Annotated in this window: 20 protein-coding genes; 10 read left to right on the forward strand and 10 right to left on the reverse strand. The window is 67.9% G+C overall.

What is annotated here, in order from left to right; genetic code table 11:
* Positions 1 to 44: 44 nt before the first annotated feature.
* From ACPXCG_RS22710 to ACPXCG_RS22720, 3 genes are all read right to left on the reverse strand, one after another.
* A complete protein-coding gene (locus ACPXCG_RS22710) occupies positions 45 to 2,129 on the reverse strand; it encodes a heavy metal translocating P-type ATPase (protein WP_425794596.1) in 2,085 nt (694 codons plus the stop codon).
* A 96-nt stretch (positions 2,130 to 2,225) separates the two neighbouring features.
* The gene (locus tag ACPXCG_RS22715) at positions 2,226 to 3,002 is read right to left on the reverse strand and encodes an alpha/beta fold hydrolase (RefSeq protein WP_425794597.1); all 777 of its coding nucleotides are present in this window, start codon (positions 3,000 to 3,002) and stop codon (positions 2,226 to 2,228) included.
* A gap of 56 nt (positions 3,003 to 3,058) precedes the next feature.
* Positions 3,059 to 4,102, reverse strand: coding sequence for an NAD(P)-dependent alcohol dehydrogenase (locus tag ACPXCG_RS22720; protein ID WP_425794598.1), 1,044 nt, complete (start codon positions 4,100 to 4,102; stop codon positions 3,059 to 3,061).
* Positions 4,103 to 4,407: 305 nt separating this feature from the next.
* Here ACPXCG_RS22720 and ACPXCG_RS22725 point away from each other — a divergent pair, with 305 nt between their 5' ends.
* From ACPXCG_RS22725 to ACPXCG_RS22735, 3 genes are all read left to right on the forward strand, one after another.
* A complete protein-coding gene (locus ACPXCG_RS22725; RefSeq protein ID WP_425794599.1) occupies positions 4,408 to 4,548 on the forward strand; it encodes a hypothetical protein in 141 nt (46 codons plus the stop codon).
* A gap of 56 nt (positions 4,549 to 4,604) precedes the next feature.
* Entirely contained in the window at positions 4,605 to 5,978 is a 1,374-nt protein-coding gene (locus ACPXCG_RS22730) for an ABC1 kinase family protein (protein ID WP_425794600.1), read from the forward strand.
* Positions 5,979 to 6,103: 125 nt separating this feature from the next.
* On the forward strand, positions 6,104 to 7,588 hold the full coding sequence (locus ACPXCG_RS22735; protein WP_425794601.1) for a DUF3068 domain-containing protein: 1,485 nt from the start codon (positions 6,104 to 6,106) through the stop codon (positions 7,586 to 7,588).
* A gap of 382 nt (positions 7,589 to 7,970) precedes the next feature.
* On the opposite strand, the gene ACPXCG_RS22740 is transcribed toward ACPXCG_RS22735, so the two are convergent.
* On the reverse strand, positions 7,971 to 8,927 hold the full coding sequence (locus ACPXCG_RS22740) for an alpha/beta hydrolase (RefSeq protein WP_425794602.1): 957 nt from the start codon (positions 8,925 to 8,927) through the stop codon (positions 7,971 to 7,973).
* Between the two features lie 363 nt (positions 8,928 to 9,290).
* On the opposite strand from ACPXCG_RS22740, the gene ACPXCG_RS22745 reads away from it, so the two are divergent.
* The 6 genes from ACPXCG_RS22745 (at position 9,291) to ACPXCG_RS22770 (ending at position 18,334) form a co-directional block, all read left to right on the forward strand.
* Positions 9,291 to 10,778: an amidase gene (locus ACPXCG_RS22745; protein WP_425794603.1), complete on the forward strand. Its 1,488-nt coding sequence runs from the start codon at positions 9,291 to 9,293 to the stop codon at positions 10,776 to 10,778.
* 147 nt (positions 10,779 to 10,925) lie between these two features.
* Positions 10,926 to 12,587, forward strand: coding sequence for an FAD-binding dehydrogenase (locus ACPXCG_RS22750; protein WP_425794604.1), 1,662 nt, complete (start codon positions 10,926 to 10,928; stop codon positions 12,585 to 12,587).
* 97 nt (positions 12,588 to 12,684) lie between these two features.
* On the forward strand, positions 12,685 to 13,719 hold the full coding sequence (locus tag ACPXCG_RS22755) for a Dyp-type peroxidase (RefSeq protein WP_425794605.1): 1,035 nt from the start codon (positions 12,685 to 12,687) through the stop codon (positions 13,717 to 13,719).
* A gap of 43 nt (positions 13,720 to 13,762) precedes the next feature.
* Positions 13,763 to 14,572 carry a family 1 encapsulin nanocompartment shell protein gene (locus ACPXCG_RS22760; RefSeq protein ID WP_425794606.1) on the forward strand — a complete coding sequence of 270 codons (810 nt, stop codon included), beginning with the start codon at positions 13,763 to 13,765 and terminating at the stop codon, positions 14,570 to 14,572.
* Positions 14,573 to 14,663: 91 nt separating this feature from the next.
* Entirely contained in the window at positions 14,664 to 16,397 is a 1,734-nt protein-coding gene (locus ACPXCG_RS22765) for an ABC transporter ATP-binding protein (RefSeq protein ID WP_425794607.1), read from the forward strand.
* The gene (locus ACPXCG_RS22770) at positions 16,394 to 18,334 is read left to right on the forward strand and encodes an ABC transporter ATP-binding protein (RefSeq protein WP_425794608.1); all 1,941 of its coding nucleotides are present in this window, start codon (positions 16,394 to 16,396) and stop codon (positions 18,332 to 18,334) included. The genes ACPXCG_RS22765 and ACPXCG_RS22770 overlap by 4 nt, the downstream gene beginning before the upstream one ends.
* 29 nt (positions 18,335 to 18,363) lie before the next feature.
* On the opposite strand, the gene ACPXCG_RS22775 is transcribed toward ACPXCG_RS22770, so the two are convergent.
* The gene (locus ACPXCG_RS22775; RefSeq protein WP_425794658.1) at positions 18,364 to 18,990 is read right to left on the reverse strand and encodes a hypothetical protein; all 627 of its coding nucleotides are present in this window, start codon (positions 18,988 to 18,990) and stop codon (positions 18,364 to 18,366) included.
* Between the two features lie 89 nt (positions 18,991 to 19,079).
* Here ACPXCG_RS22775 and ACPXCG_RS22780 point away from each other — a divergent pair, with 89 nt between their 5' ends.
* A complete protein-coding gene (locus tag ACPXCG_RS22780; protein ID WP_425794609.1) occupies positions 19,080 to 19,649 on the forward strand; it encodes a YdeI/OmpD-associated family protein in 570 nt (189 codons plus the stop codon).
* Positions 19,650 to 19,774: 125 nt separating this feature from the next.
* Here ACPXCG_RS22780 and ACPXCG_RS22785 read toward each other — a convergent pair whose 3' ends face one another.
* The 5 genes from ACPXCG_RS22785 to rnhA all read right to left on the reverse strand — a co-directional run bounded on the left by ACPXCG_RS22785 (position 19,775) and on the right by rnhA (position 23,612).
* Positions 19,775 to 20,566, reverse strand: a complete 792-nt coding sequence (locus tag ACPXCG_RS22785; RefSeq protein ID WP_425794610.1) for an SDR family oxidoreductase — start codon at positions 20,564 to 20,566, stop codon at positions 19,775 to 19,777.
* A gap of 54 nt (positions 20,567 to 20,620) precedes the next feature.
* Positions 20,621 to 21,712 carry an aldo/keto reductase gene (locus ACPXCG_RS22790; RefSeq protein WP_425794611.1) on the reverse strand — a complete coding sequence of 364 codons (1,092 nt, stop codon included), beginning with the start codon at positions 21,710 to 21,712 and terminating at the stop codon, positions 20,621 to 20,623.
* Positions 21,709 to 22,176, reverse strand: a complete 468-nt coding sequence (locus ACPXCG_RS22795) for a MerR family transcriptional regulator (protein WP_425794612.1) — start codon at positions 22,174 to 22,176, stop codon at positions 21,709 to 21,711. The genes ACPXCG_RS22790 and ACPXCG_RS22795 overlap by 4 nt, the downstream gene beginning before the upstream one ends.
* A 63-nt stretch (positions 22,177 to 22,239) precedes the next feature.
* On the reverse strand, positions 22,240 to 23,154 hold the full coding sequence (locus ACPXCG_RS22800) for a D-isomer specific 2-hydroxyacid dehydrogenase family protein (RefSeq protein WP_425794613.1): 915 nt from the start codon (positions 23,152 to 23,154) through the stop codon (positions 22,240 to 22,242).
* On the reverse strand, positions 23,151 to 23,612 hold the full coding sequence (gene rnhA, locus ACPXCG_RS22805) for a ribonuclease HI (protein WP_425794660.1): 462 nt from the start codon (positions 23,610 to 23,612) through the stop codon (positions 23,151 to 23,153). Before rnhA ends, ACPXCG_RS22800 begins: the two co-directional genes overlap by 4 nt.
* Positions 23,613 to 23,760 lie beyond the last annotated feature (148 nt).

A 23,760-nucleotide genomic window follows, 5' to 3' on the forward strand; every position in this document is an offset into this window, starting at 1 on the left:
CAGTCGAAAACCATACCCCTCCCCCGTGCTCCGGGGGACGGCCGTCAGTGCACCGACAGATCCGCCCGTCGGAGCAACTGCGCGTTGAGCGCGACGACCACGGTCGAGACCGACATCAGGATGGCACCGACGGCCATCGGCAACACGAAGCCGACTGGTGCCAGCACACCGGCCGCGAGCGGGACGGCGAGCAGGTTGTAGCCGGCCGCCCACCAGAGGTTTTGCCGCATCTTGCGGTAGGCCTGCCCGGACAGGACCATCGCCGAGACCACGGTGCGCGGGTCGTCGCCGGCCAGCACCACCCCGGCCGATCCGATCGCGACGTCCGTCCCGGCACCGATCGCGACACCCACATCGGCACGCGCGAGGGCCGGAGCGTCGTTGACGCCGTCACCGACCATCACCACGGTGTTCCCCTCGGCCTGCAGGTCGGCGACGATCGACTCCTTGTCCTCGGGACGGACGCCCGCGTAGACGCGGTCGATGCCGAGTTCGACCGCCACCCGCTCGGCCACGTCGTGCGCGTCCCCGGTGGCCATCACGGAGGTCACGCCACGATCGGCGAGGGCTCGGATCGCGTCCGCCGATTCCGGACGGATCGCGTCGGCCAGGGCGACCGCACCGATGACGGTTCCGTCGTCGACGACGTAGAGCACGGTGTTGCCGCGGCCGGCCAGGTCCGCCGAGCCGTCCGGCTCGGAGAGTCCGCGCTCGTCGAGGAGCCGCGGACCCCCGACGGCGATCTCACGTCCGCCGACCTCGGCCCGCACCCCGACCGCGGGACTCGACGAGAAGTCCTGCGCCGCAGGGATGGTGATGCCACGGTCGACGGCGGCACGGACGATCGCGGTCGCCAGGGGGTGCTCACTGTCGGCTTCCGCGGCGGCCGCCACGGCCAGGATGTCGTCGCCCGACCTCCCGGCGGCGCCGACGACGTCCACCACGGCAGGCTCACCCTTGGTGAGGGTGCCGGTCTTGTCGAACAGCACCACATCGGCCTGCCGCAAGGTCTCCAGCGCGATCCGGTCGGTCACCAGCACACCCATCTTGGCCGCGCGTTCGGTCGCGATCGCGACGACCAGCGGGATGGCCAGCCCGAGTGCGTGCGGGCAGGCGATGACGAGCACGGTGATGGTGCGGATCACGGCGTTGTCGGATTGCCCGACTGCGGTCCACACGACCGCCGTGATCAGTGCCGAGGCCAGCGCGAACCAGAACAACCAGCCGGCGGCCCGGTCGGCCAGTCGCTGCGCACGGCTCGATGAATTCTGGGCATCGGACACGAGGCGCTGGATGCCCGCCAGAGCGGTGTCGCCACCGACCGCACCGACCCGGACCCGGATGGCGGTGTCCGCGCTGACCGTACCCGCGACCACCCGATCACCGACCGTGCGGCTCACCAGTGTCGATTCTCCGGTGATCATCGACTCGTCGACTTCTGCAGTGCCCGAGATGATCTCACCGTCGGCGGGGATGCGCCCACCGGGTCGCACGACGACCAGGTCACCCACCCGCAGATCGGCAGGCGACACCGTCCGCACCACGTCGCCGTCCACCCGCTCGGCCTCGTCGGGCAGCAGGGCGGCCAGTGATCGCAGCGCCGACGTGGTCTGCGATATCGACCGCATCTCGATCCAATGACCGAGCAGCATGATCACGATCAGCAGCGCGAGCTCCCACCAGAAATCGAGTTCATTGTGCAGCAGGTCCAGGGTCGCACCCCACGAGGCGACGAACGCGACACCGATGGCCAGGGCGATCAGAGTCATCATCCCCGGTGTCCGAGAACGCAATTCGCCGACCGCTCCGGTGAGGAACGGGCGCCCGCCCCAGACGAACATGGCGGTACCGAGGACCGGCGACACCCAATCCAGCCACCCCCACGACGGCAACTCGTAGCCGATCAGGTCGGCGAACATCGGGCTCGCGATCACCACCGGGACCGCGAGCACCGTCATGACCAGAAAGAGCCGCCGGAACATCGCGACGTGGTCGCCGTGACCGCCATGACCGCGCGCATCACGATCCCCACCGCCGGAATGGCCGTCGTGGGGATGCGTGTGATGGGCGTGCAGGTCGCGATCGGGCTCGGCGACTCCGACCGTCGCGTGGTCGAGGCTGTGATCCATATTGTCAGTTTTATACCCCTAGGGGGTATCCGTCAAGGATGCGTCCGTCACCGCGAGCGGCGGAAGTGCTCGGCGACTATCGGTGCGACACAGCGTTCACAGAGCGGTCGCGAACGGATTGTCCAAGAACGCGGCAACCACCTGAGGCCAGGAACGGAGTTGATGCGGGGTGTCCGCGACCGTCAACCGGGCAGTCGGCAAGGTATCGGCCAGGAGTTCTCCGCTGCTCACCGGATGTGCGTGATCCCCGGTCCAGCTCAGCACGAGCGCCGGGATCCCCAGGGATGCCAGCACCGAGGGCGCCGGGAGATCCGATTCGGCGGCCCCGCGGAGCACCCAGGGAAAGATGGACGCGCGGACGGCGATCGGGGCGACGAATCGCCTGGCGTCGGCCAGGGCGGGCGAGATCGGTTCGTCCACTCCGCCCCGCTCGAAGGCGGCGAGACCGTGGCGATCGATCAGGTCTGCCGCCTCGAGGCGCTCCGTGGCCATCACCCGGCGAGTGCCCCAGATCGTCGGCGGAGTGACGAGGACGAGGCTCCGGAACCGATCCGGTTGGGCAAGTGCGGCGTACACGATGGTCGCGGCTCCCATCGACGCCCCGATCGCATCGACGGGGTCGCCCGGCGCGGCGACATCCAGCAAGCCCAGCAGATCGGCCCCCAGCTCTGGCCAGGTGTATTCGTGGGCCGCCGTACCGCCCGTCGACCGGCCGTGGCCTCGGGCGTCGTACCGGATGAGGCGCCGCGTCGAAGAGACCGCCCGCCAATCGAATTCGCCGGACAACTCCTGCCGGTAGGCACTCGAGCCCAGTCCGTGCGCCCAGATCGCCGCGGGCCCGCGCCCAGTTTTGGTTCCAGGCGATGCGGGCACCGCGGACATCGTCGACCCGGAACGCCGGCGTCATCGGTGGTCGGTGGCCTCGACGGTCAGAGTGTCGCGGTGTCGATCACGAAGCGGTAGCGCACATCGCTCGCGACCACCCGCTCATACGCCTCGTTGATCTTGTCGGCACCGATCACCTCGATCTCGGCCCCGATGCCGTGCTCGGCACAGAACTCCAGCATCTCCTGGGTCTCGGCGATGCCACCGATCATGGACCCGGCAAAGCTGCGCCGGTTGGCCGTGACCGCGAACGCCGGCACCTCGATGGGGTGTTCGGGAAGGCCGAGCTCGACGAGCGTGCCGTTGATCGCCAACAGTCCCAGGTACTGCTTGATGTCGAGGTTGGCCGACACGGTGTTGATGATCAGGTCGAACTCGTTGCGCAGATGGTCGAAGGTGTCCGGGTCGCTGGTCGCGTAGTAGTGGTCGGCGCCGAGACGCAGGCCGTCCTCCATCTTCTTGAGCGACTGCGAGAGCACGGTGACCTCGGCGCCCATCGCGTGCGCGATCTTGACGCCGACGTGCCCCAGCCCACCGAGCCCGATGATCGCGACCTTCTTGCCGGGGCCGGCCTGCCAGTGACGCAGCGGCGAGTAGAGCGTGATGCCGGCACACAGCAGAGGCGCGGCGACGTCGAGGTCGATGCCCTCGGGGATGCCGCACACATAGTTCTCGTCGACGACGATCCCGGTGCTGTAGCCACCGTGGGTGGGCTCGCCGTCGCGGCCGACGGCGTTGTAGGTGCCGGTCATCCCACGTTCGCAGTACTGCTCCTCGCCTCGGCGGCAGGGCTCGCACTCGCGGCACGAGTCCACGAAACAGCCGACGCCGACTCGATCTCCCACGCTGTGGCGGGTGACGTCGGAGCCGACGGCCGAGACGGTCCCGGCGATCTCGTGGCCGGGGACCACCGGGAACGCGGTCCGGCCCCACTCACTGCGCGCGGTGTGGATGTCGGAATGACAGATGCCTGCGTAGGCGATGTCGATCGCGACATCGTTCGCGCCGAGGTCACGGCGTTCGATGGTGGTGGGGCCGAGCGGCTGGTCGGCGGCGGTCGCGATGTAGGCGTTGACGGTGGTGGGCATGGAAGCTCCCTCGGTTCGACGTCGGATTCGCGGATCGGACTCCTGGTCCGTGACTCCGCTGCGGGTCGCCCCGCACTCCTCCAGTGTTCCGGAGAAGCGTCGGCACGTGGGGTGCCGCGCGAATAGATCACATTCAGGAATATTCATGTGCGCAGATGGCTCGTACGACACCACCAGGTCACCGGCGAGACTCGGCACGACTGGCGCGACACCCACCCAGATCCGGTTTGACCGACTTGCCAGTTCGGGTGGTGGACGGTCGGCACCTCGACGATTGATTCGAGCGATTCCTCTCCGACATCGACGTGCCGCGGACCATCGCCTTCGACGGCATGGTGGTCGTGACACAGGGTGTGATCCTCACTTTGATCTACTTCTTCGCACCCCGAAACGGGCTCCTGACCAGGTGGATCGACAGTCGCCGGACGTCGATGAGCGCCGCCTGACGCGCCGCGTACCGGGTGCGGGGCATGCTGCGTCGTTACACTTGCCGATGGTGACGATGCAGAACTCCGCAAACGACGACCTACGCAGACAGCTGCCCACGGTGTCGCCGATCGCCGAGATCACCCGATTCGGCACGGCGACCGCCCACACGGCGGCGGGCGTCGGGCGCTTCGTGTTCCACACCCTCGACGACGCCGTCCACGGTCGTCGCCCGACCGCACAGCGCGTCGCCCACGAGATCCGGACCACGTTCGAACATCTCGGCCCCACCTACGTCAAACTCGGGCAACTCATCGCCTCGAGCCCCGGGGTGTTCAGCGACACGCTCTCGGCCGAGTTCGAATCCCTGCTCGACCGGGTTCGTCCCGCCGACCCCACCGACATCCGGCGACTGTTCATCGAGGAGTTCGGCCGCGGTCCCGAGGAGGTCTTCGCGGCCTTCGACGTCGAGCCGATCGCGTCCGCCTCGATCGCGCAGGTTCACACCGCGACCCTGCACACCGGCGAAGAGGTCGTGGTCAAGATCCAGCGCCCGGGAATCACCGACCGTCTCGCACCGGATGTCGCCCTGCTCGAGCGATTCGCGGGACTCGCGGAGATCTCCGAGTACGGCCGGATGCTGAGCGCCCGACACGTCGTCGAGGACTTCGCCGACGGCCTGTCGGCAGAACTCGACTTCCGCAACGAGGCGGACGCGATGCGGGAGTGGTACGAGTGCCTGCGAGACGGCCCATACGGTAGCCGCGTCCGGGTTCCCGAGGTCCACGACGAGTTCACCACCTCGCGAGTGCTCACGATGGAACGGGTGTACGCGATCCGCATCGACGACGCCGCGGCAGTCCGCGCCGCGGGCCATGACGGCGTCGCGCTGTGTCGCAATCTGCTGCTCTCCCTCCTCGAGTCGGCGTTCCACGGTGGCCTGTTCCACGGCGATCTCCACGCGGGCAACGTGCTCGTCGACGCCAACGGCACGCTCGTACTACTCGACTTCGGCATCGTCGGGCGGTTCACCAAACGGACGCGACGGATTCTCCGGCAACTCGTCGTCGACCTCATCGTGCGCGGCGACTACGAGTCGGCCGGCCGCGCGATCTTTCTGCTCGGGGCCGTCCACAATCCGACGTCGTCGACCAGCGAGGGCGCCGAGGACATCAAGCGCGTGGCCATGCCGCTGTCGTCGACCGATCTCGGCTCGATGTCGTACGGCGATCTCGGACGCCAACTGGCCGCGGTCGCCAAGGCACACGACGCCCGATTGCCCCGCGAACTCGTTCTCGTCGGCAAACAGCTCCTTTACGTAGAGAAATACATGAAGTTGCTCGCGCCGCGCTGGAAAGCCATGTCCGACAAAGAGATCTACGCATATATGGCCGGGATCATGAAAGAGGCCGAACGCGACAGACGGTCCGATCGCAGCCGGTCGGGCTGACCGTCGGACGGCTCGGGGGAGGCGTATGGCACGGTCGTTGCCAGGAATGTCCGAGACCTCCGTCGGGTTACGGCACGGCGCCGCTACTGTTGTGACGTTGAGTCCGGAGTACAGGAGTGGAGAGAATGAGACGACTTTGGCTGGCGCTGCCGGCGTTCCTCGGCGCCGCATGCATCGCCGCTGCCATAGCCATACCGCTGTTCCTCGTACCGCAACTGCGCGTGGTGCCACTCGACCTGGACATCACGTCGGTCGCCACCACAGTGCCCGAGGACGGATCCAGCGGTGACCGGTTCCCGGCCGAGATCTTCGATCGCTGTTCGGTGAGTGAGCGCAAGGCACGTGTGCTGGACGCCCATCTCACCCAGCAGCGCCGATCGGTCATCGTCGACCCGTCGGACAAGCGCCAGGCGACCCTGCAGTCGGCGCAGACCGTCCAGATCGACCGTGTTCGCGACGCCGCAGGCAACGAGACGGACCCGTCGATGGCAGGTGCCGACGGCGAGCGCAAATGCGACGATGGTCTGCTGACCGCGAACATCGACCGGGTGTCGGTGAATCGCAAGTCGTCGGTGCCGAACGGGACCGTCAGCTCTCTGCAGCTCGAGGCCGCACCCGAAGGGGTGAACCCGAAGGACGTCTCGGTCGACCTCCCCGATCGCAAGGGCTTCCAGTACAAGTTCGGCTTCGACGTCGGAAAGCGCGCGTATCTCTACTACGACACGAACACGCGCCAGGACATCCCGGTCAACTTCAAGGGCGAGAAGGACATCAACGGGGTCAAGACCTATGAGTTCGTCGGCGACGTACCGGAGACCGACGTCTCGGGCCTGCCGAACGCCCAGGGTGAGGCGGCGCTCGGCACGATGCTGACCATGCCGGCGAGCTGGTGGGGTATCAGCGGACGCGGCGTGAAGCCGAACGACAAGATCACGATGCACCGGTACGCCACCGCCACCCGGCATGTGTTCGTCGAGCCGGAGACCGGCACCATCATCGACGGTCTCGAAGATCAGCACCAGTACTTCCGGTCGCCCGACCAGAGCTCCGACACCCCCGCACCGGTTCGGGACTTTCAGATGGACGTACTCAAGGCGCGATTCAAGTGGTCCGATCAAACGGTCAAGAACCAGGCCGAGACGGCCGACCACTACAAGGGGCTGTTGACCCTCGGCAGCTTCTGGCTGCCGCTGATCCTCGGCATCGTCGGTGTGTTGCTGTTGGCTCTGTGGGGCTTCCTGATGTGGCGTGCACGCCGCAACCGGGACGGCGACGACACCCCGCCCGCCGACGACGAGACGGCTACCTGGGACGCCCCCGACGCGGCCGGCACCACCGCCGGGCGACATGAGGTCGATCCGACCGTTCCGGTGGCCGGCGCAGCTGCCGCCGGCGCAGGCGCCTCCCTCGACCCATGGGACCGGCCGACCGAGCAGATCCCCCGAGTGGACACGCCGGACGAGACTCCCGCCGACGACACTGCGACGCAGACGTTCACGCCGCCGCCGGCGGACGACTCCGCGACGCAGACGTTCCGGCCCACGGATGAGTTCCGCCCGTCGGACGACGACGACGAGACCCACCACTTCCGTCGTCCGCCCGGCGAGTAGCCCGCCGTAGTCCCGCACAAGGCTCCCACCACCCGCTCACTCCGAGCACGTGGTGGGAGCCTTGCTCGTTGGCAGGGCCACCCGCCACCGTCGCCCGCGCTGCCCTGACCTGCCCAGCCGATCGTGCGCAAAAGCTCGCCGAACGTGCGCAGATTCCCGTCGATCGTGCACGGGTCGCAGGGCATGGACCCCCATTGCGCACGGTCGACGAGCAAGTGCGCACGGTCGACGAGGTTCTGCGCACGATCGACGGGGTTCTGCGCACGATCGACGGGGTTCTGCGCACGGTCGGCGAGCGAGCGCGCACGATCGGCACGACAACAAACGCGGCCGGTGACCCTCAGGTCACCGGCCGCGTCGGTCGGAAGTCAGTCCGCAGCGATCAGAAGAACGCCGGGCGGAACGTGGTGGCCCACGACTGCTTGAAGTCGCTCTCCCAGTAGTCCCACCAGTGGACGCCGTCCGGGGTGATGTGCGTGGTCAGCTTGACGCCGGGGACCACGGCCAGACGACCGATGTAGAGCTGGCTGCTGGTCGACGCGGCGACCTCGAGCGGAACCATCTGCGCGAACTTGACCGGGTTGAAGTTGGCGCTGGCCGGGTTCACCGACGAGTCGTACTTGCTGCCGACGCCGGTGCCCGCCGACACGTAGACACGCTTGCCCGCGAGATTGTTGGCAGTCAGGAACGGGTCGTTGGCGGCCCATTCACCGGCCGGCCAGAAGCCCCACATGTTGATCGGGTTGCCGCCCATCTCGGCGACCGACGCCTGGATGCCCTGGTTGAAGCCCGGCAGGGTGACCGTCGGGTAGCCGCTGTACGAGGCGACCGCGCGGTAGAAGCCGGGGTGACGCGAGGCGAGGTTCAGCGCCGACGTGCCCGACATCGACAGACCGGCGATGCCGTTGCGGCGGTTGTCGCTGTTGTGGCGACGCTGCATGTATGCGGGCAGCTCGCGGGTCAGGAAGGTCTCCCACTTGTTGACACCCAGCTTGGGATCGGTGCGCTCCCAGTCGGTGTAGAAGCTGCCGCCGCCACCGAACGGGATCGCGACGTTGGTGCCCTTGCCGACCATGAAACGGTCGACATCGGTGTTCTGCAGCCAGCCGCTGGTGTTGTTCGGGGCGCGCAGGCCGTCGAGGACGTACAGGGTGGGCTTCGGGCCGCCACCGCCACCGTCGACGATCCGGACCGGGATGTTGCGGTGCATGGCCGCGGAGTAGACGTACTCGGTGTTACCGGCCGCCTGAGCGGTCGGAGCAGCAACCATGGTCACGCCCGTCGCGGCCACGACAGCCACAAGTCCGGCGACCAAGCGCTTACGGGCGCGTGTCAGCATTGATTTTTTCCTTATCGATCTCGACCACGAAGTGGGCCACATCATCTCACGGGGGTCATCTCACGGGATTCTATGGCTCGTCGGCCCTGCGCATACCCGTCGTGAGGCAGTGTAACGGCTCGATAACACACCGGCAAAGGCCAGGACGAAGGCCGTGACCGACGACAACCCGACATAACGCACCGGCGGATCGCACCACCTGCGCAAACCCGAGCCGGACCGGCGGCTGGATCGGACCCCTTACTGGGACGGTCGTACAGCGTTATGGCGCCGTTATCGCATTGCTCGATGAACGGTGATCATCACCGATTCGCCGCCCGAGATCCTTCCGGCCGGACACCCCGGCGCCGTAATGTTTGCCCGGTGAACCTGAGCGAGTATCGCCGCCTCGACGCCACCTCCCTCGCCGAACTGGTCACCCGAGGCGACGTCACCCCCGCCGAACTGCTCGCACTCGCCAGGCAACGCGCCGACGCGGTGAATCCCCGACTCAATGCGATCGTCCGTCGGATGGACGAGGAGGCCGACGCACGAGCGGCCGGCCCCGACCTGTCGGGTCCGTTCGCGGGCGTCCCCTTCCTGATCAAGGATCTGGCCCAGGAGTACAGGGGCTACCCGACGTCGAGCGGCTCGCGATCCCTGGCACACCACATCGCTCCCGAACACTCCAACGTGGTGCGCCGCTTCCTCGACGCCGGACTGGTGATCTTCGGCAAGACCAACACCCCCGAGTTCGGCGCGAAGGGCATCACCGAATCCGACCTCTGGGGTCCGGCCCGCAACCCCTGGAACACCGACCACACGCCGGGAGGTTCGTCCGGCGGTTCGGGCGCGGCGGTCGCCGCGGGCATCGTGCCCGCGGCCGGCGCCAACGACGGCGGCGGGTCGATCCGAATCCCGGCGGCCTGTAACGGGCTCGTCGGACTCAAACCGACGCGCGGGCTTGCCCCGTTCGGCCCGGCCACCGGCGAGGCGATGTTCGGGATGGCGGTCCAGGGGGTCGTGTCCCGCACGGTGCGCGACGCCGCCGCCCTCTACGACGCCATCGTCGGGCCCACGCCCGGCTCGGTCTACCCGACACCGACGCCGAGCACGCCGTTCGCCACCCGGATCGCGGACCCGCCGTCGCGGCTGCGGATCGGTTACTCGGCGTCGTCGGCGATCAATCCGAATCCGGATCCCGAGGCGGTCGCCGCCGTCGAACATGCCGCGAAGGTCCTCGACGAGCTCGGTCATCACGTCGAGGAGGTCGCACCGCCCTACGACGACGCCGCGCTGGCCCGCGACTTCCTCACCATCTGGTTCGCGGTGCTCGCGACCGAGGTCGACGAGACCCGCGCACTCACCGGTGCGACCGACCGCGACTTCGAGGCCGACACCCTGGCGATGGCGGAACTCGGACGGTCCGCCGGTGCGGTCGCGGCGTTGAGCGCACTGAACAAGGTGAACGACCATGTGATCTCCCTGGAGACGTTCCACCGGTCCTACGACTATTTCCTCACACCGACGCTCGCCACTCCTCCGCTGAAGATCGGTGCCACCACCACGCCCCCGCCACTACAGGCCGCCTCTCGGGTGATCTCCAAGCTGCACGCGGGAAACCTGCTGGCACGCACCGGAATCCTCGACGATCTCATCGAGCAGAGCCTCGGCTGGGTGCCCTACACGCAGCTCGCCAACCTGACCGGCCGCCCGGCCATCAGCGTGCCGCTGCACTGGACAGCTGCGGGCCTGCCGCTCGGCGTGCAGTTCGTCGGGCGCCTCGGTACCGACGGCGACCTGCTCGCGTTGGCCGCCCAGCTCGAACAGGCCGATCCCTGGGTGCATCGCTACGCCGACATCCGAATCTGAGAGCGTCGGGCGAATCTGAGAGCGTCGGGCGAATCTGAGAGCGTCGGGCGAATCTGAGAGCGTCAGGGGGTCACACAGGTCAAGTCGGGGTGCCCGTCGCGTGACGGGCGCTAGTCTCGACGTCAACGGAGAAGTAGGGAGGGCGCGGTGAGCCAGCAGCAAGCCGACGCGGTGGTGGTCGGATCGGGGTTGGCCGGACTGGTCGCGACCTACGAACTCACCCAAGCCGGGCGCAAGGTCATCGTCGTGGATCAGGAGAATCGCAACAACCTCGGCGGGCAGGCGTTCTGGTCGCTGGGTGGGCTTTTCCTCGTCGACACCCCCGAGCAGCGCCGGCTCGGTATCAAGGACTCGGCCGAACTCGCACTCCAGGACTGGATGGGGTCGGCCGGCTTCGACCGCGACGACGAGGATTTCTGGCCCCGGCAGTGGGCCCGCGCCTACGTCGACTTCGCCTCGTCCACGAAACGGCAGTACCTGCACGACCTGGGGCTACGGATCACCCCGGTCGTCGGGTGGGCCGAACGTGGCGGCGGATTCGCCGATGGCCACGGCAACTCGGTACCGCGCTTCCACCTCACCTGGGGCACCGGCCCGGAGGTCGTGCGGGTGTTCGCCGAACCCGTCCTCGAGGCCGAGAAGCAGGGACTCGTCGAGTTCCGGTTCCGCCACCAGGTCGACGAGATCGTCGTCGAGGGCGACGCCGCCGTCGGTGTCCGTGGCTCGGTACTATCCCCCACCGAGCTCGACCGGGGGGTCGCTTCCGCCCGAGACGTGGTCGGCGACTTCGAGATCCGGGCCGACGCGGTCATTGTCACCACCGGCGGCATCGGTCACAACCACGAGCTCATCCGCAAGAACTGGCCGACCGAGCGTCTTGGCCCAGCACCGAAGACGATGATCTCCGGCGTCCCGGCCTACGTCGACGGCCGAATGCTCGGCATCGCCGAATCGGCGGGCGCCAGTCTGGTCAACCGGGATCGCATGTGGCACTACACCGAAGGCATCCACAACTGGGATCCGATCTGGCCGGACCACGCGATCCGCATCATCCCGGGACCGTCGTCCCTGTGGCTCGATGCCAACGGAAATCGACTGGCCCCACCCAACTTCCCCGGTTTCGACACCAACTCGACGATGAAGGCGATCCTGTCCACCGGCCACGATTATTCGTGGTTCATCCTGACCCAGAGCATCATCGAGAAGGAGTTCGCGCTCTCCGGCTCCGAGCAGAACCCCGACATCACCGACAAGGACCTCAAGTTCGCCGCCAAGAGCCGCTTCGCCAAGGGCGCCCCCGGGCCGGTGGACGCGTTCACCCGACACGGCGTCGACTTCGTGGTGCGCGACAACCTGCCTGAACTCGTCGCCGGGATGAACGCGATCACGCGCGGCCCGAAGCTCGACCTCCAGCACGTGGAACGGGTCGTCTCCGCGCGCGACGCCGAGATGGGCAACAAGTTCTCCAAGGACGCCCAGTTGATGGCGATCACGAACGCCCGTCAGTATCTGGGCGACAAACTCGTACGCGTCGCGAAACCGCACCGACTGCTCGACCCCGCGCACGGCCCCCTGATCGCGGTGCGGCTCAACATCCTGTCGCGCAAGACATTGGGCGGACTGGAGACCAACCTCGATTCCCAGGTCATGCGACCCGACGGCACGGCGTTCGACGGTCTGTTCGCGGCGGGCGAGGTCGCCGGGTTCGGCGGCGGCGGGGTTCACGGCTACAACGCCCTGGAGGGCACCTTCCTGGGCGGCTGCATCTTCTCCGGGAGGGCCGCCGGACGGGCGATCGCCCGCGGCTGAACCCGTCCGTCGGAGGCCTAAAAGGTTTGCCTCGCCAACCCATTCGGGGCGCGGGCGCTACGCTCACCGCCCATCGGTGGTCCGCTAGAGTGAACTGGTGCCGGTCCCGCAGACGATCCTGACGCGCAAGACGAAGGCGGCCCTGTTTCTCGTCCTCACCATCGACGACGGCGGCGAGGACACGGTCCGCGATCTGTTGTCGGATCTCCCCACGCTGGCCCGCGCGGTCTCCTCACGCGCTCCCGAGGCCGCGCTGTCGGCGATCGCCTCCGTCGGATCGCAGGCATGGGACCGCCTGTTCGACGGCCCCCGGCCCGGGTCGCTGCGTCCCTTCGTCACCTACGAGGGTGAGGTGCACACCGCGCCGACCACCCCCGGCGACATCCTGCTCCACATCAAGGCCGATCAGCTCGATCTCTGTTTCGAGGTGGGTCGCCTGGCCATGGATGCGCTCGGTGACGCGGTGACCGTCGTCGACGAGGTCCACGGCTTCCGCTACTTCGACCTGCGCGACCTCATCGGATTCGTCGACGGCACCGAGAACCCGGTCGGCCAGGCGGCCATCGACGCCATCACCGTCGGCGACGAGGATCCCGACTTCGCGGGCGGGAGTTACGTCGCGATCCAGCGCTACGTGACCGACCTGGAGGCCTGGAACGGGCTCACCGTCGAAGACCAGGAAGCCGCGATCGGCCGCACCAAGACCGACAACGTCGAGATGTCCGACGACGTGAAGCCGACCAACTCCCACATCGCGCTCAACGTGGTCGAGGACGACGACGGCGAGGAGATCGACGTCGTCCGCGACAACATGCCCTACGGCGACGTCTCCGCGGCCGGCGAACGCGGCACGTTCTACATCGCCTACTCCGCGGGCCCGGATGTGACCGAGGAGATGCTGCGGAAGATGTTCATCGGCGATCCGCCCGGGAACTACGATCGGCTCCTCGACTTCACGACCGCGGTGACCGGCGCACAGTTCTTCACGCCGACGATCGACTTCCTCGAGGACCTGCCCCCGGCACCGGCGGAGCGCTCCGCATCGGACGAGCCCGCCGCGACCGACGAGACGCCGGAACCCACCGTCGCCCGATCATCCGATCGCTCACTCGGCATCGGATCCTTGCGTTGACCACCATCAGAACCCCGTACCGGCCGACCCCCAGGAGACACCAATGAGCAATCTGCATCGCGAACTCGCACCGATATCCGAGGCCGCCTGGGCCGAGATCGAGGAGGAGGCCACCCGCTCGTTCAAGCGCAACAGCGCGGGCCGCCGTCTCGTCGACGTCAAGGGCCCGCTCGGCAACGACGTCGCGTCGATCACGCTCGGGCATCGCACCAAGATCGACTCCCCCGCCGACGGCATCCTCGCGTTCGCCCGGCAGTCCCAGTCGCTGGTGGAGCTGAAGGTGCCGTTCACGGTCACCCGAGAGGCCATCGACGACGTCGACCGCGGCTCCAAGGATTCCGACTGGGACCCCGTTCGCAACGCCGCCGCCGAGCTGGCCCGCGCCGAGGACCGCGCGATCTTCGAGGGGTACCCGGCCGCCGGGATCAGCGGAATCCGCGCCACCGCGTCGGCCACGCCGATCGCGCTGCCCGAGGACGTGCGGGACTACCCGGAGGCGCTCGCCCAGGCCACCAGCGCACTGCGGCTCGCCTCGGTCGAGGGCCCGTACTCGTTGGCGCTGTCGGCGGACGTCTACACGCTGGTCAACGAGACCTCGAACCACGGCGTCCCGATCCGCGACCATCTCCAGCGACTTCTCGTCGCCGGCGGCGAGATCGTCTGGGCACCCGCGATCTCGGGCGCTTTCCTGCTCAGCACCCGGGGAGGAGACTTCGAGCTGAACATCGGCCAGGACGTCTCCATCGGGTACGACTCGCACGACGGCGACACCGTGACCCTCTACTTCAAGGAGTCGTTCACCTACCTGACGTACACGCCCGAAGCCGCGGTACCGTTCACATTCGCCGGCTGAGTATCGGGCCCGCCGCGGCCTGGCATCAGGGTCAGATATCCGGTCGCAGGCCGTCGGTCGGAGTTGCTAGCGTCATCGGGGTGATCTCGTCATGTTGAGTCGGCTGATCCGCACGTATCTGTCGAATTACCCCCGGAACATGGTCGCCGTCGTCGGGCTGCAGCTCGTCGCGACCGCGGCGATGCTCTATCTGCCGACGCTGAACGCCGACATCATCGACGACGGCGTCGCCCGCGGCGACACCGACTACATCCTGCGCACCGGCGGCTGGATGCTCGTCATCTCCGTCGTCCAGGTGATCTGCACCATCGTCGCCCAGTATTTCGGTGCGCGCGCTGCGCTCGGCGTCGGCCGCGACATCCGCCACGACCTGCTGCACCGGGTGAACACCTTCTCGGCGCGGGAGATCGGCGGGTTCGGCGCGCCGTCGCTGATCACCCGGACCACCAACGACGTGCAGCAGGTGCAGTTGTTGGTGGTGATGAGCACGGCGATCCTGGTGATGGCCCCGATCATGTGTGTCGGCGGCATCGTCATGGGTATCCACGTCGCGCCCGGACTGTCGTGGGTGCTGGCCATCGCGGTCCCGATCCTCGGCGTCACCATGGCGTTGATCATCGGACGGATGATCCCGGGATTCCGTGCCATGCAGGAGCGCATCGACGCCGTGAATCGTGTGCTGCGCGAGCAGATCACCGGAATCCGCGTGGTCCGCGCGTTCGTGCGGGAACCCCATGAGATCCAGCGCTTCTCCGTCGCCAACGACCGCCTCGCCGACGCGACCCTGCGCGTCGGCCGCCTGATGGCCCTGATGTTCCCCGTCGTCATGCTCATCACCAACGTGACCATCGTCGCGATCATCTGGTTCGGCGGGCACGCGGTGTCCGACGGCAGCGTCGAGATCGGCGCGCTCACCGCGATGATGAGCTACGCGATGCAGATCATGATGTCGGTGATGATGGCCTCGTTCCTGGCGATGATGGCGCCCCGCGCCACGGTCTGTGCCGAACGCATCTGCGAGGTCCTCGACACCGACACCTCGGTGCAACCGCCTGCCGAGGCGGTCGGGTTCGCCGGCGATCCCGCCACCGTGGAGTTCCGGGGTGCCGAGTTCCGCTACCCGGGCGCCGACGACCCGGTGCTGCGCGACATCCGCTTCCGCGTGGAACCGGGCACGACGACCGCGATCGTCGGGTCGACGGGCTCCGGCAAGACCACGGTCCTCGGGCTCATCCCCCGACTCATCGACGCCACCGACGGTGAGGTCCTCGTCGGCGGGACCGATGTCCGCCGGCTCGATCCGGACCGACTCCGCTCGGTCGTCGGACTCGTACCGCAACGGCCCTATCTCTTCTCCGGGACCATCGCGTCCAATCTCCGCCACGGCAAACCCGACGCCACCGACGACGAGATCTGGGCGGCACTGCGGATCGCACAGGCGGAGGACTTCGTGTCCCGGATGCCCGACGGCCTCGAGACCACGGTCGCCCAGGGCGGCACCACCGTCTCCGGTGGCCAGCGCCAGCGGCTCGCGATCGCCCGCGCGCTGATCCGCAAACCCGCCGTCTACCTCTTCGACGACTCGTTCTCCGCCCTCGACCTGACCACCGACGCCCGGCTGCGCGCCGCGCTCCGTCCGGCCACCCGCGAGTCCGCGGTCATCGTGGTCGCCCAGCGGGTCTCGACCATCGTCGACGCCGACCAGATCGTCGTGCTCAACCGCGGACGCGTGGTGGGGCTCGGGCGTCACGACGACCTCGTCGAGAGCTGCGAGACCTACGCCGAGATCGTCGAATCGCAGCTCGCGATCCAGGAGGCGTCATGACGCGCGGCGGCGGCCCGGCGCTCGCAGGTGCTCCGGCGGAGAAGCCCCGCTCCTTCGGTCCGTCGGTGAAGCGACTGATCCATCGGCTGCTCGCCTACCGGATCTTCACGGTGACGGTGCTGACGTCGATCGTCGTGTCGGTGATCCTCGCGGCGGTGGCGCCCCGAGTGCTCGGGCATGCCACCGACCTCGTGTTCGACGGGGTGATCGGTGCGACGCTGCCGGCCGGGCTCACCAAGGACCAGGCGATCGCCGGGATGCGCGAGAGCGGCCAGAACACCTTCGCCGACATGGTGAGTTCGATGGACGTCACGCCCGGTGTGGGTGTCGACTTCTCCGCGGTCGGCAAGGTGCTGCTGATCGTGCTCATCCTGTACGTCGGGTCGTCGCTGCTGGCGTGGCTGGCCGCGTATCTGCTGAACATCGTCGTCGTCGGGACCATCCGGCGCCTGCGCGCAGAAGTCGAGGAGAAGGTCCATCGGCTGCCGCTGCGCTACTACGACGCCTCGGCGCGTGGCGATCTCCTCAGCCGGGTCACCAACGATCTCGACAATCTCTCGCAGAGCCTGCAGCAGACCATCGCCCAGTTCCTCAACTCGGTGCTGACCGTGATCGCCCTGCTGGTGATGATGATCTGGATCTCGCCGCTGCTCGCGCTCATCGCGGTCGTGACGGTGCCGCTGGCGGTCATCGCCACCACCCAGATCGCCAAACGGTCCAAACCCCACTTCATCGCGCAATGGTCGTCCACCGGGGCGCTCAACGCGCAGGTCGAGGAGGCGTTCACCGGACACGAGCTGGTCAAGGCGTTCGGTCGGCAGCACGAGATCGAGGCCACCTTCGACGACCGCAACGAGCAGCTCTACGAATCGAGCTGGCGGGCCCAGTTCATCTCCGGGATCATCATGCCGACCATCATGTTCCTGGGAAATCTGAACTACGTGGCGATCGCCGTCGTCGGCGGTCTGCGCGTGGCATCGGGCGCGCTGAGCCTCGGCGAGGTGCAGGCGTTCATCCAGTACTCGCGTCAGTTCACGCAGCCGCTCACGCAGATCGGGTCGATGTTCAACCTGATGCAGAGCGGTGTCGCCTCGGCCGAGCGGATCTTCGACGTCCTCGACGCCGAGGAGGAATCGCCCGACCCCACCGATCCGGAGTCGCCGACGCACGGCCACGGGCACATCGCCTTCGAGGGGGTGTCGTTCCGCTACACCGACGACAAGCCGCTCATCGAGAACCTCTCGCTGGTGGCCCAGCCAGGACACATGGTCGCGATCGTCGGGCCCACCGGCGCGGGCAAGACGACCCTGGTGAACCTGATCATGCGGTTCTACGACGTCGACGACGGCACCATCCGGGTCGACGGGGTCGACTCACGACGGATGACCCGCGACGACCTGCGGGAACGCACCGGCATGGTGCTGCAGGACTCGTGGCTGTTCGGCGGCACCATCTACGACAACATCGCCTATGGCGATCCGACGGCGTCGCGAGCCGAGGTCATGGAGGCGGCCGCGCTCAGCCACGTCGATCACTTCGTGCGCACGCTCCCCGACGGCTACGACACCGTCCTCGACGAGGAGGGTGGCGGCGTGAGCGCCGGTGAGCGACAGCTGATCACCATCGCACGTGCGTTCCTGGCGAAGCCGACGATCCTCATCCTCGACGAGGCCACCAGCTCGGTGGACACCCGCACCGAACTGCTCATCCAGAAGGCCATGGCCAACCTCCGCACCGACCGCACGAGTTTTGTGATCGCACACCGTCTCTCGACGGTCCGCGACGCCGACGTCATCGTCGTGATGGAGGACGGGCGGATCGTCGAGCAGGGCAATCACGACCAACTGCTCGCGGCGCAGGGTGCCTACTGCCGGCTCTACAACTCGCAGTTCGCCGGACCGGCGGAGGTCGAGGAAGAAGAGTCGGTGACCCCGTAGTACGTGATCCGGGTAGTACGGGTGCCGGGTCAGCGTTCCCGACCGGGTTCGAGCGCGGCCGCGATCCGGCCCTCGAGTTTCTCGCTCGCGGCCGGCGGGACCGCGATGAGGCCGTCGAGCTCGGAGCGCGCCTTCCGGTACGCGGCCTGGCGTTCGGCCGGTGTGGCGCCGCTGTCCGCGGCCACCGCCACCAGCCGCCGGGCGCGCTCGAGACGCTCCCGCTCGACCGGGGAGAAGTCGCCCTGCTTCCGACGGCGGGCCTCGCGCTCGGCAGCGTCGAATGCCGTCGCGTACTCACCGACGGCATCGCGGTACTCGGCGAAGACGGCGGGGTCGAGAAGTTCGCCGGCATCGGCGGGGCGCAGGTCGTCCGCGTGCACCTTGGCCCGATGGAAGGCCAAGGTCAGTGACTCACGCAGGTCGGTCATCATCGGATATTCGATCAGGGTGGCCAGATCGAGTTCATAGCCGAACCAGCGGGCATCGACGTCGTCGTGCCGCGTCAGCACCTTGGCGATCGACGCCTTGCTGGTCTGGGTGATCCGCAGCTGCTCGGTGTGTGCCGACGCCCTGATCCGGGCCAGCTCGATCTTGTCCTTGCGACGCTTCTCGTTGTAGGCGGCCACGCGCGCGGCCCAGCCGCCCGCCACACCCATGACCGGGAAGACCAGCCACCAGTGTCCGCCGATAAATGCGAAGACCTCGCCCACCCCTCAACTGTACCGAGGCCACCTAGGCTTCTTCCATGGCCGACCCCGACGCCGAACACCTCCATCCCGGCTCCCTCGACGAGTGGCACAGCTGGCTGCGCGAAAACCACGACAAATCGGGCGGAGTCTGGTTTGTGTTCTGGCGCAAGGAGTCCGGAAACCCGCCGCTCGACTATGACGAAGTGGTGCGCGAGGCGCTCTGCTGGGGTTGGGTGGACGGCCACACCCGCACCATCGACGACGCACGGCGCGGCATGTGGTTCACCCGCCGCGGACGCAACAGCGCCTGGGCGGCGTCGAACAAGGCGCGGGTCACCGACCTGATCGCCCAGGACCGGATGCAGCCCGCAGGCCGGTCGGTGATCGACGACGCGAAGGCGCGCGGCCTGTGGACCCTGCTCGACGACGCCGAGGCACTCGTCGAGTCCCCCGAACTCACGGCCGCGCTGAACGCCGTCCCGCAGGCCCGGGCGAACTGGGATGCCTTCCCGCCCAGCGCCCGCAAATTCGGGCTGAGCCAGCTCGCCTTCGCCAAGCAACAGGCGACCAAGCGCAAACGCATCGCGACCATCGTCGAGAAGGCATCGCGCAACGAACGCCCCTGAGCTGCACGCCCGCACCCCCACCGCCGATCGAGCAGCCCGCGCGCCCACAACCACCCGCCGGTCGAGTGGCCGCGAACGTAGTGAGTGGCGTATCGAGACCCCCCGACCCCGCCCCCCCCCGCGACCTACAGATCCGGGATCGGCAGATCGAGATTTGGCGTGACGATCCCGCCGTCGACCTCGAGGATCTTGCCGGTGACATACGAACCCGCAGGCGAGGCGAGGTAGAGCGCCGCCGCTGCGACATCCTCCGGATCGCCGAGCCGGTGCAACGGGGTGGCCGCCTCGATCTCCGACCGCATCTTCTCGTCGTCGGCGACGATGTCGAGCGCCGACGTCAGGATCGCTCCGGGCGCGATGCCGTTCACCCGAATCCTCGGGTTGAGGTCCATCGCGGCCAGCCGGGTGTACTGCGCGAGGGCGCCCTTGGCGGTGCCGTATGCGGCATAGGCCCGCCCGGGCGACCGCCCGACCATCGACGTGATGTTGATGACCGACCCACCGTCGGCGTTGGCGAGCAGATGCGGCACCGCCGCGACGACCAGGGCGTGCGCATTCGAGACGTTGAAGTCGAACGCCTGCGAGAGGTGTTTGGGCTTGGTGTCCATCAGGGGCCTCGGCAGTGCCCCGCCGACGTTGTTGACGACGATGTCGAGCCTGCCGAACTCGTCGACGGCGGTCTGCGCCAGCCCGGCCACGGCGTCGAGGTCGCTGAGGTCGGCGGCCACCACCTTCGCCCGTCGGCCGACCTCGCGGATACGCGCGGCGACCTTGTCGAGTTCGCCTTCGTTGCGGGCGGAGATCACCAGGTCGGCGCCCGCCTCGGCGAACGCCACCGCGATGGCGGCACCGAGACCGCGTCCGGCGCCGGTCACCACGGCCACTTTGTCATCGATACGGAATCTGTCGAGAATCACCACCCGAGGATGCCACCGATCCCGCAAAACTGGAACACGTTCTAGAAGATCCGTCTATCCCGACCGTCCCGACACCCACTCCATGTCCGGGTACCGCTCCCCCGCCGGACGCAGCGCCGCCAGCCGATCCAGCTGATCCGCCGACAACGTCAGTTCGACCGCACCGACGTTCTCGTCGAGATACCGGCGACGCTTGGTGCCGGGGATCGGGACCACGTCGTCGCCCTGGGCCAGCAACCACGCCAGCGCCACCTGGCCCGCCGTCGCCCCGACCTCGCGGGCCACGGCGCGGACCTCGTCGACGAGCGTCAGATTCGCGGCCAGGTTGCCACCCTGCCATCGCGGCAGAGTTTGACGGAAGTCGTTGTCCGACAACTCTGTCGGCGCCGATCCGGTGAGCATGCCCCGGCCGAGCGGGCTGTACGGCACGATCGCGGCGCCGATGTCGCGGGCGGCGGGCACGTCGTGGTCCTCGATGTCACGACTGAACACCGACCACTCCGACTGCAATGCCGCGATCGGATGGACCGCGGCAGCACGACGCAGTGTCTCGGCATTCGCCTCGGACAGTCCCAGCGCACGCACCTTGCCCGCTGCCACCAGCTCCGACATCGCGGCGACCGTCTCCTCGATCGGACGTGACGCATCCACCCGGTGCAAGTAGTAGAGGTCGATGACGTCGGTGCCCAGGCGGCGCAGTGACGCGTCGACGGCCGCCCGCACGTACTCGGGGGAGCCGTTCAGCTCGCCGGTCGGGTACCCGGTCTCCGGATCCGTGATGATGCCGAACTTGGTGGCGAGAACCACCTCGTCGCGACGCTTGCCCAGCACCCGCGACAGCAGCTTCTCGTTGGCTCCGCCGCGGCCGTACATGTCGGCGGTGTCGAGGAAGTTCACGCCCGTGTCGATCGCGTGATCGAGGGTGGCGAGCGCTTCGGCCTCGTCGACGTCGCCGTACGCGAAACTCATTCCCATACAACCTAACCCGATGGCCGAGACGTCGAGATCGCCGATGCGTCGTCGCACGATCCCGCGGTTGTTCGATGCAGTGTTGTTCGATGCAGTGGCGTTCGATGCAGTGGCGTTCGATGCAGTGCTGTTCGATGCAGTGGCGTTCGATGCAGTGCTGTTCGATGCGGTGCTCATGGCTGCGTCTTCCCTCCGTAGGTGGCGATCTTGTATTCGGTTGCGGCCAGCGACAATGTCAGCTCCGCGATCTGCCGTCGAACCGTGTCACGGTGCTCGAGCAGCATCTCCAGCCGCTCGTCGACCGTGTCGTCGCCGCGGTCGACCAGTTCCACATAGTGCTGCAGGTCGCGGATGGCCATGCCCGACAACCTCATCCGAGTGAGGAACACCAGGCGCCGAACTGCCGCGGCATCGTAGGTCCGGTTGCCGACGGCGTCGCGCGGAACGTCCACCAGGCCGATGCGCTCGTAGTAGCGGAGAGTGTGCGCGGAGACGCCGAGCAGGTCCGCGGCCTCCGCGATCGTGCGGACGCCGGCGATCTCGTCGGCCTCCACCAGTTGATGGATGACCTCGACGGACAGCGGTCCGTCCTGTTCACCCAGCGCCGCGAGCGCCTTCTCCATCAGGTGATCTGTGCTCATGGAGACGACGCTAGGCCTTCGAGCGCACTCCAACGCAAGGCCGAGCCGGCGACAGGTGCGCGATCAGTAGTCGCTGCCCGGCGTGACAACCGCCAGGAGCTCCTCACCGGCCAGGAATCGCCGGATGTTCTCGGCCAGCCACGGCGCCATCGTGCGGGTGAGTCCCGACGACGGGTTCGCGACGTGCGGTGTGATGATGACGTTCGGCAGCGACCAGAGCGGGTCGTCGGCGGCGGGCGGCTCGGGGTCGGTGACGTCGAGTGCGGCCCCGGCGATCTGCCCCTCCCGCAGTGCCGTCACCAATGCGGCCTGGTCGACCAGTGGTCCCCGCGCGACGTTCACGATCCAGGCGTGGGAGGGGAGCGCGGCCAGCGACTCCGCGTTGATGACGTGTCGGGTCTCCGCGGTCGCCGGTGCCGCGAGCACCACGTGATCGGTCTGCCCCCACACCTCGCCGGTGCGGTCCGACGGCAGCGTCACGGTCGCACCGTCGACGGGACGTCCGGACCGGTTCACCGCGATGACGTCGGCACCGCACGCGGAAAGGCGCGGGATCAGCGACGCGGCGATCCCGCCCGCGCCGATGATGGCGACGGTCGAACCGTGCAGTGAGCGGACCGCGGTGTCGATCGGCTCTTTGTCCCAGTGCCGGAGCACCCCGGTGTTGACCTGGCGCAGGCCGGCGAGCAGCAGGGTCAGCGCGTGCTCGGCGACGTTCTCGGCGTAGAAGCCGGATGCGTTGGTCCAGACCCGGCGGTTGTCGATGGCCCCGGCGGACACGAACTCCTCGATACCCGCGGTCTTCAGGGCCACCCATTCGACCTGGTCGGGCAGGTCCGGAAAGTCCGCGGCGGTGCCGATCCACACCAGCACACGCGCCTCGTCGATCCCGACCACCCGCCCGCCGGCGCCCTCGACCGCGGCCACCAGGTGCCGATCGGGCGTGGGTTCGACGGCTACCGGCAACGGCTCACTCATCGGCGCCCGTCGGCGATCTGCCTCGCGGCGGTCGTCGCGAGTTCGTCGGCGATCTCGTTGTAGTGGTCACCGGCATGGCCCTTCACCCATTTCCAGGTGACCTCGTGGCGCTTCTCCTCGTCGATCAGGCGCCGCCACAGGTCGGCGTTCTTGACCGGCTTCTTGTCGGCGGTCTTCCAGCCGTTCCGCTGCCAGCCCGCGACCCATTTGGTGATGCCGTTGCGGACATAACTCGAGTCCGTGTAGAGGATCACGGTCGACGGTTTGGTCAGCGCGGCCAGTGCCTCGATGGCGCCGGTGAGCTCCATCTTGTTGTTCGTGGTGTCCGGATCGGAGCCGGAGATCCGCTTCTCGTGCTCCCGGTATCGCAGGACCGCACCCCAGCCGCCCGGACCCGGATTGCCCAGGCACGCGCCGTCGGAGGAGATCTCCACGACGTCGGTCGAACCAGGCGTCACGGTGTCGCTCGGGGTCACGATCTGCGGGTCGTCGAACACGGCGTCTGTCACCCAACGAAGGGTACTGCACCCCTGTCCGGGGCCGGGTCGACCATGTTTGTCACCTTTCGACCCTGCTCGTACCCGCTCTCTCGCACTACCCTGGACC

It is taken from the genome of Gordonia sp. DT218 (assembly GCF_049847105.1).
GTDB lineage: Bacteria > Actinomycetota > Actinomycetes > Mycobacteriales > Mycobacteriaceae > Gordonia.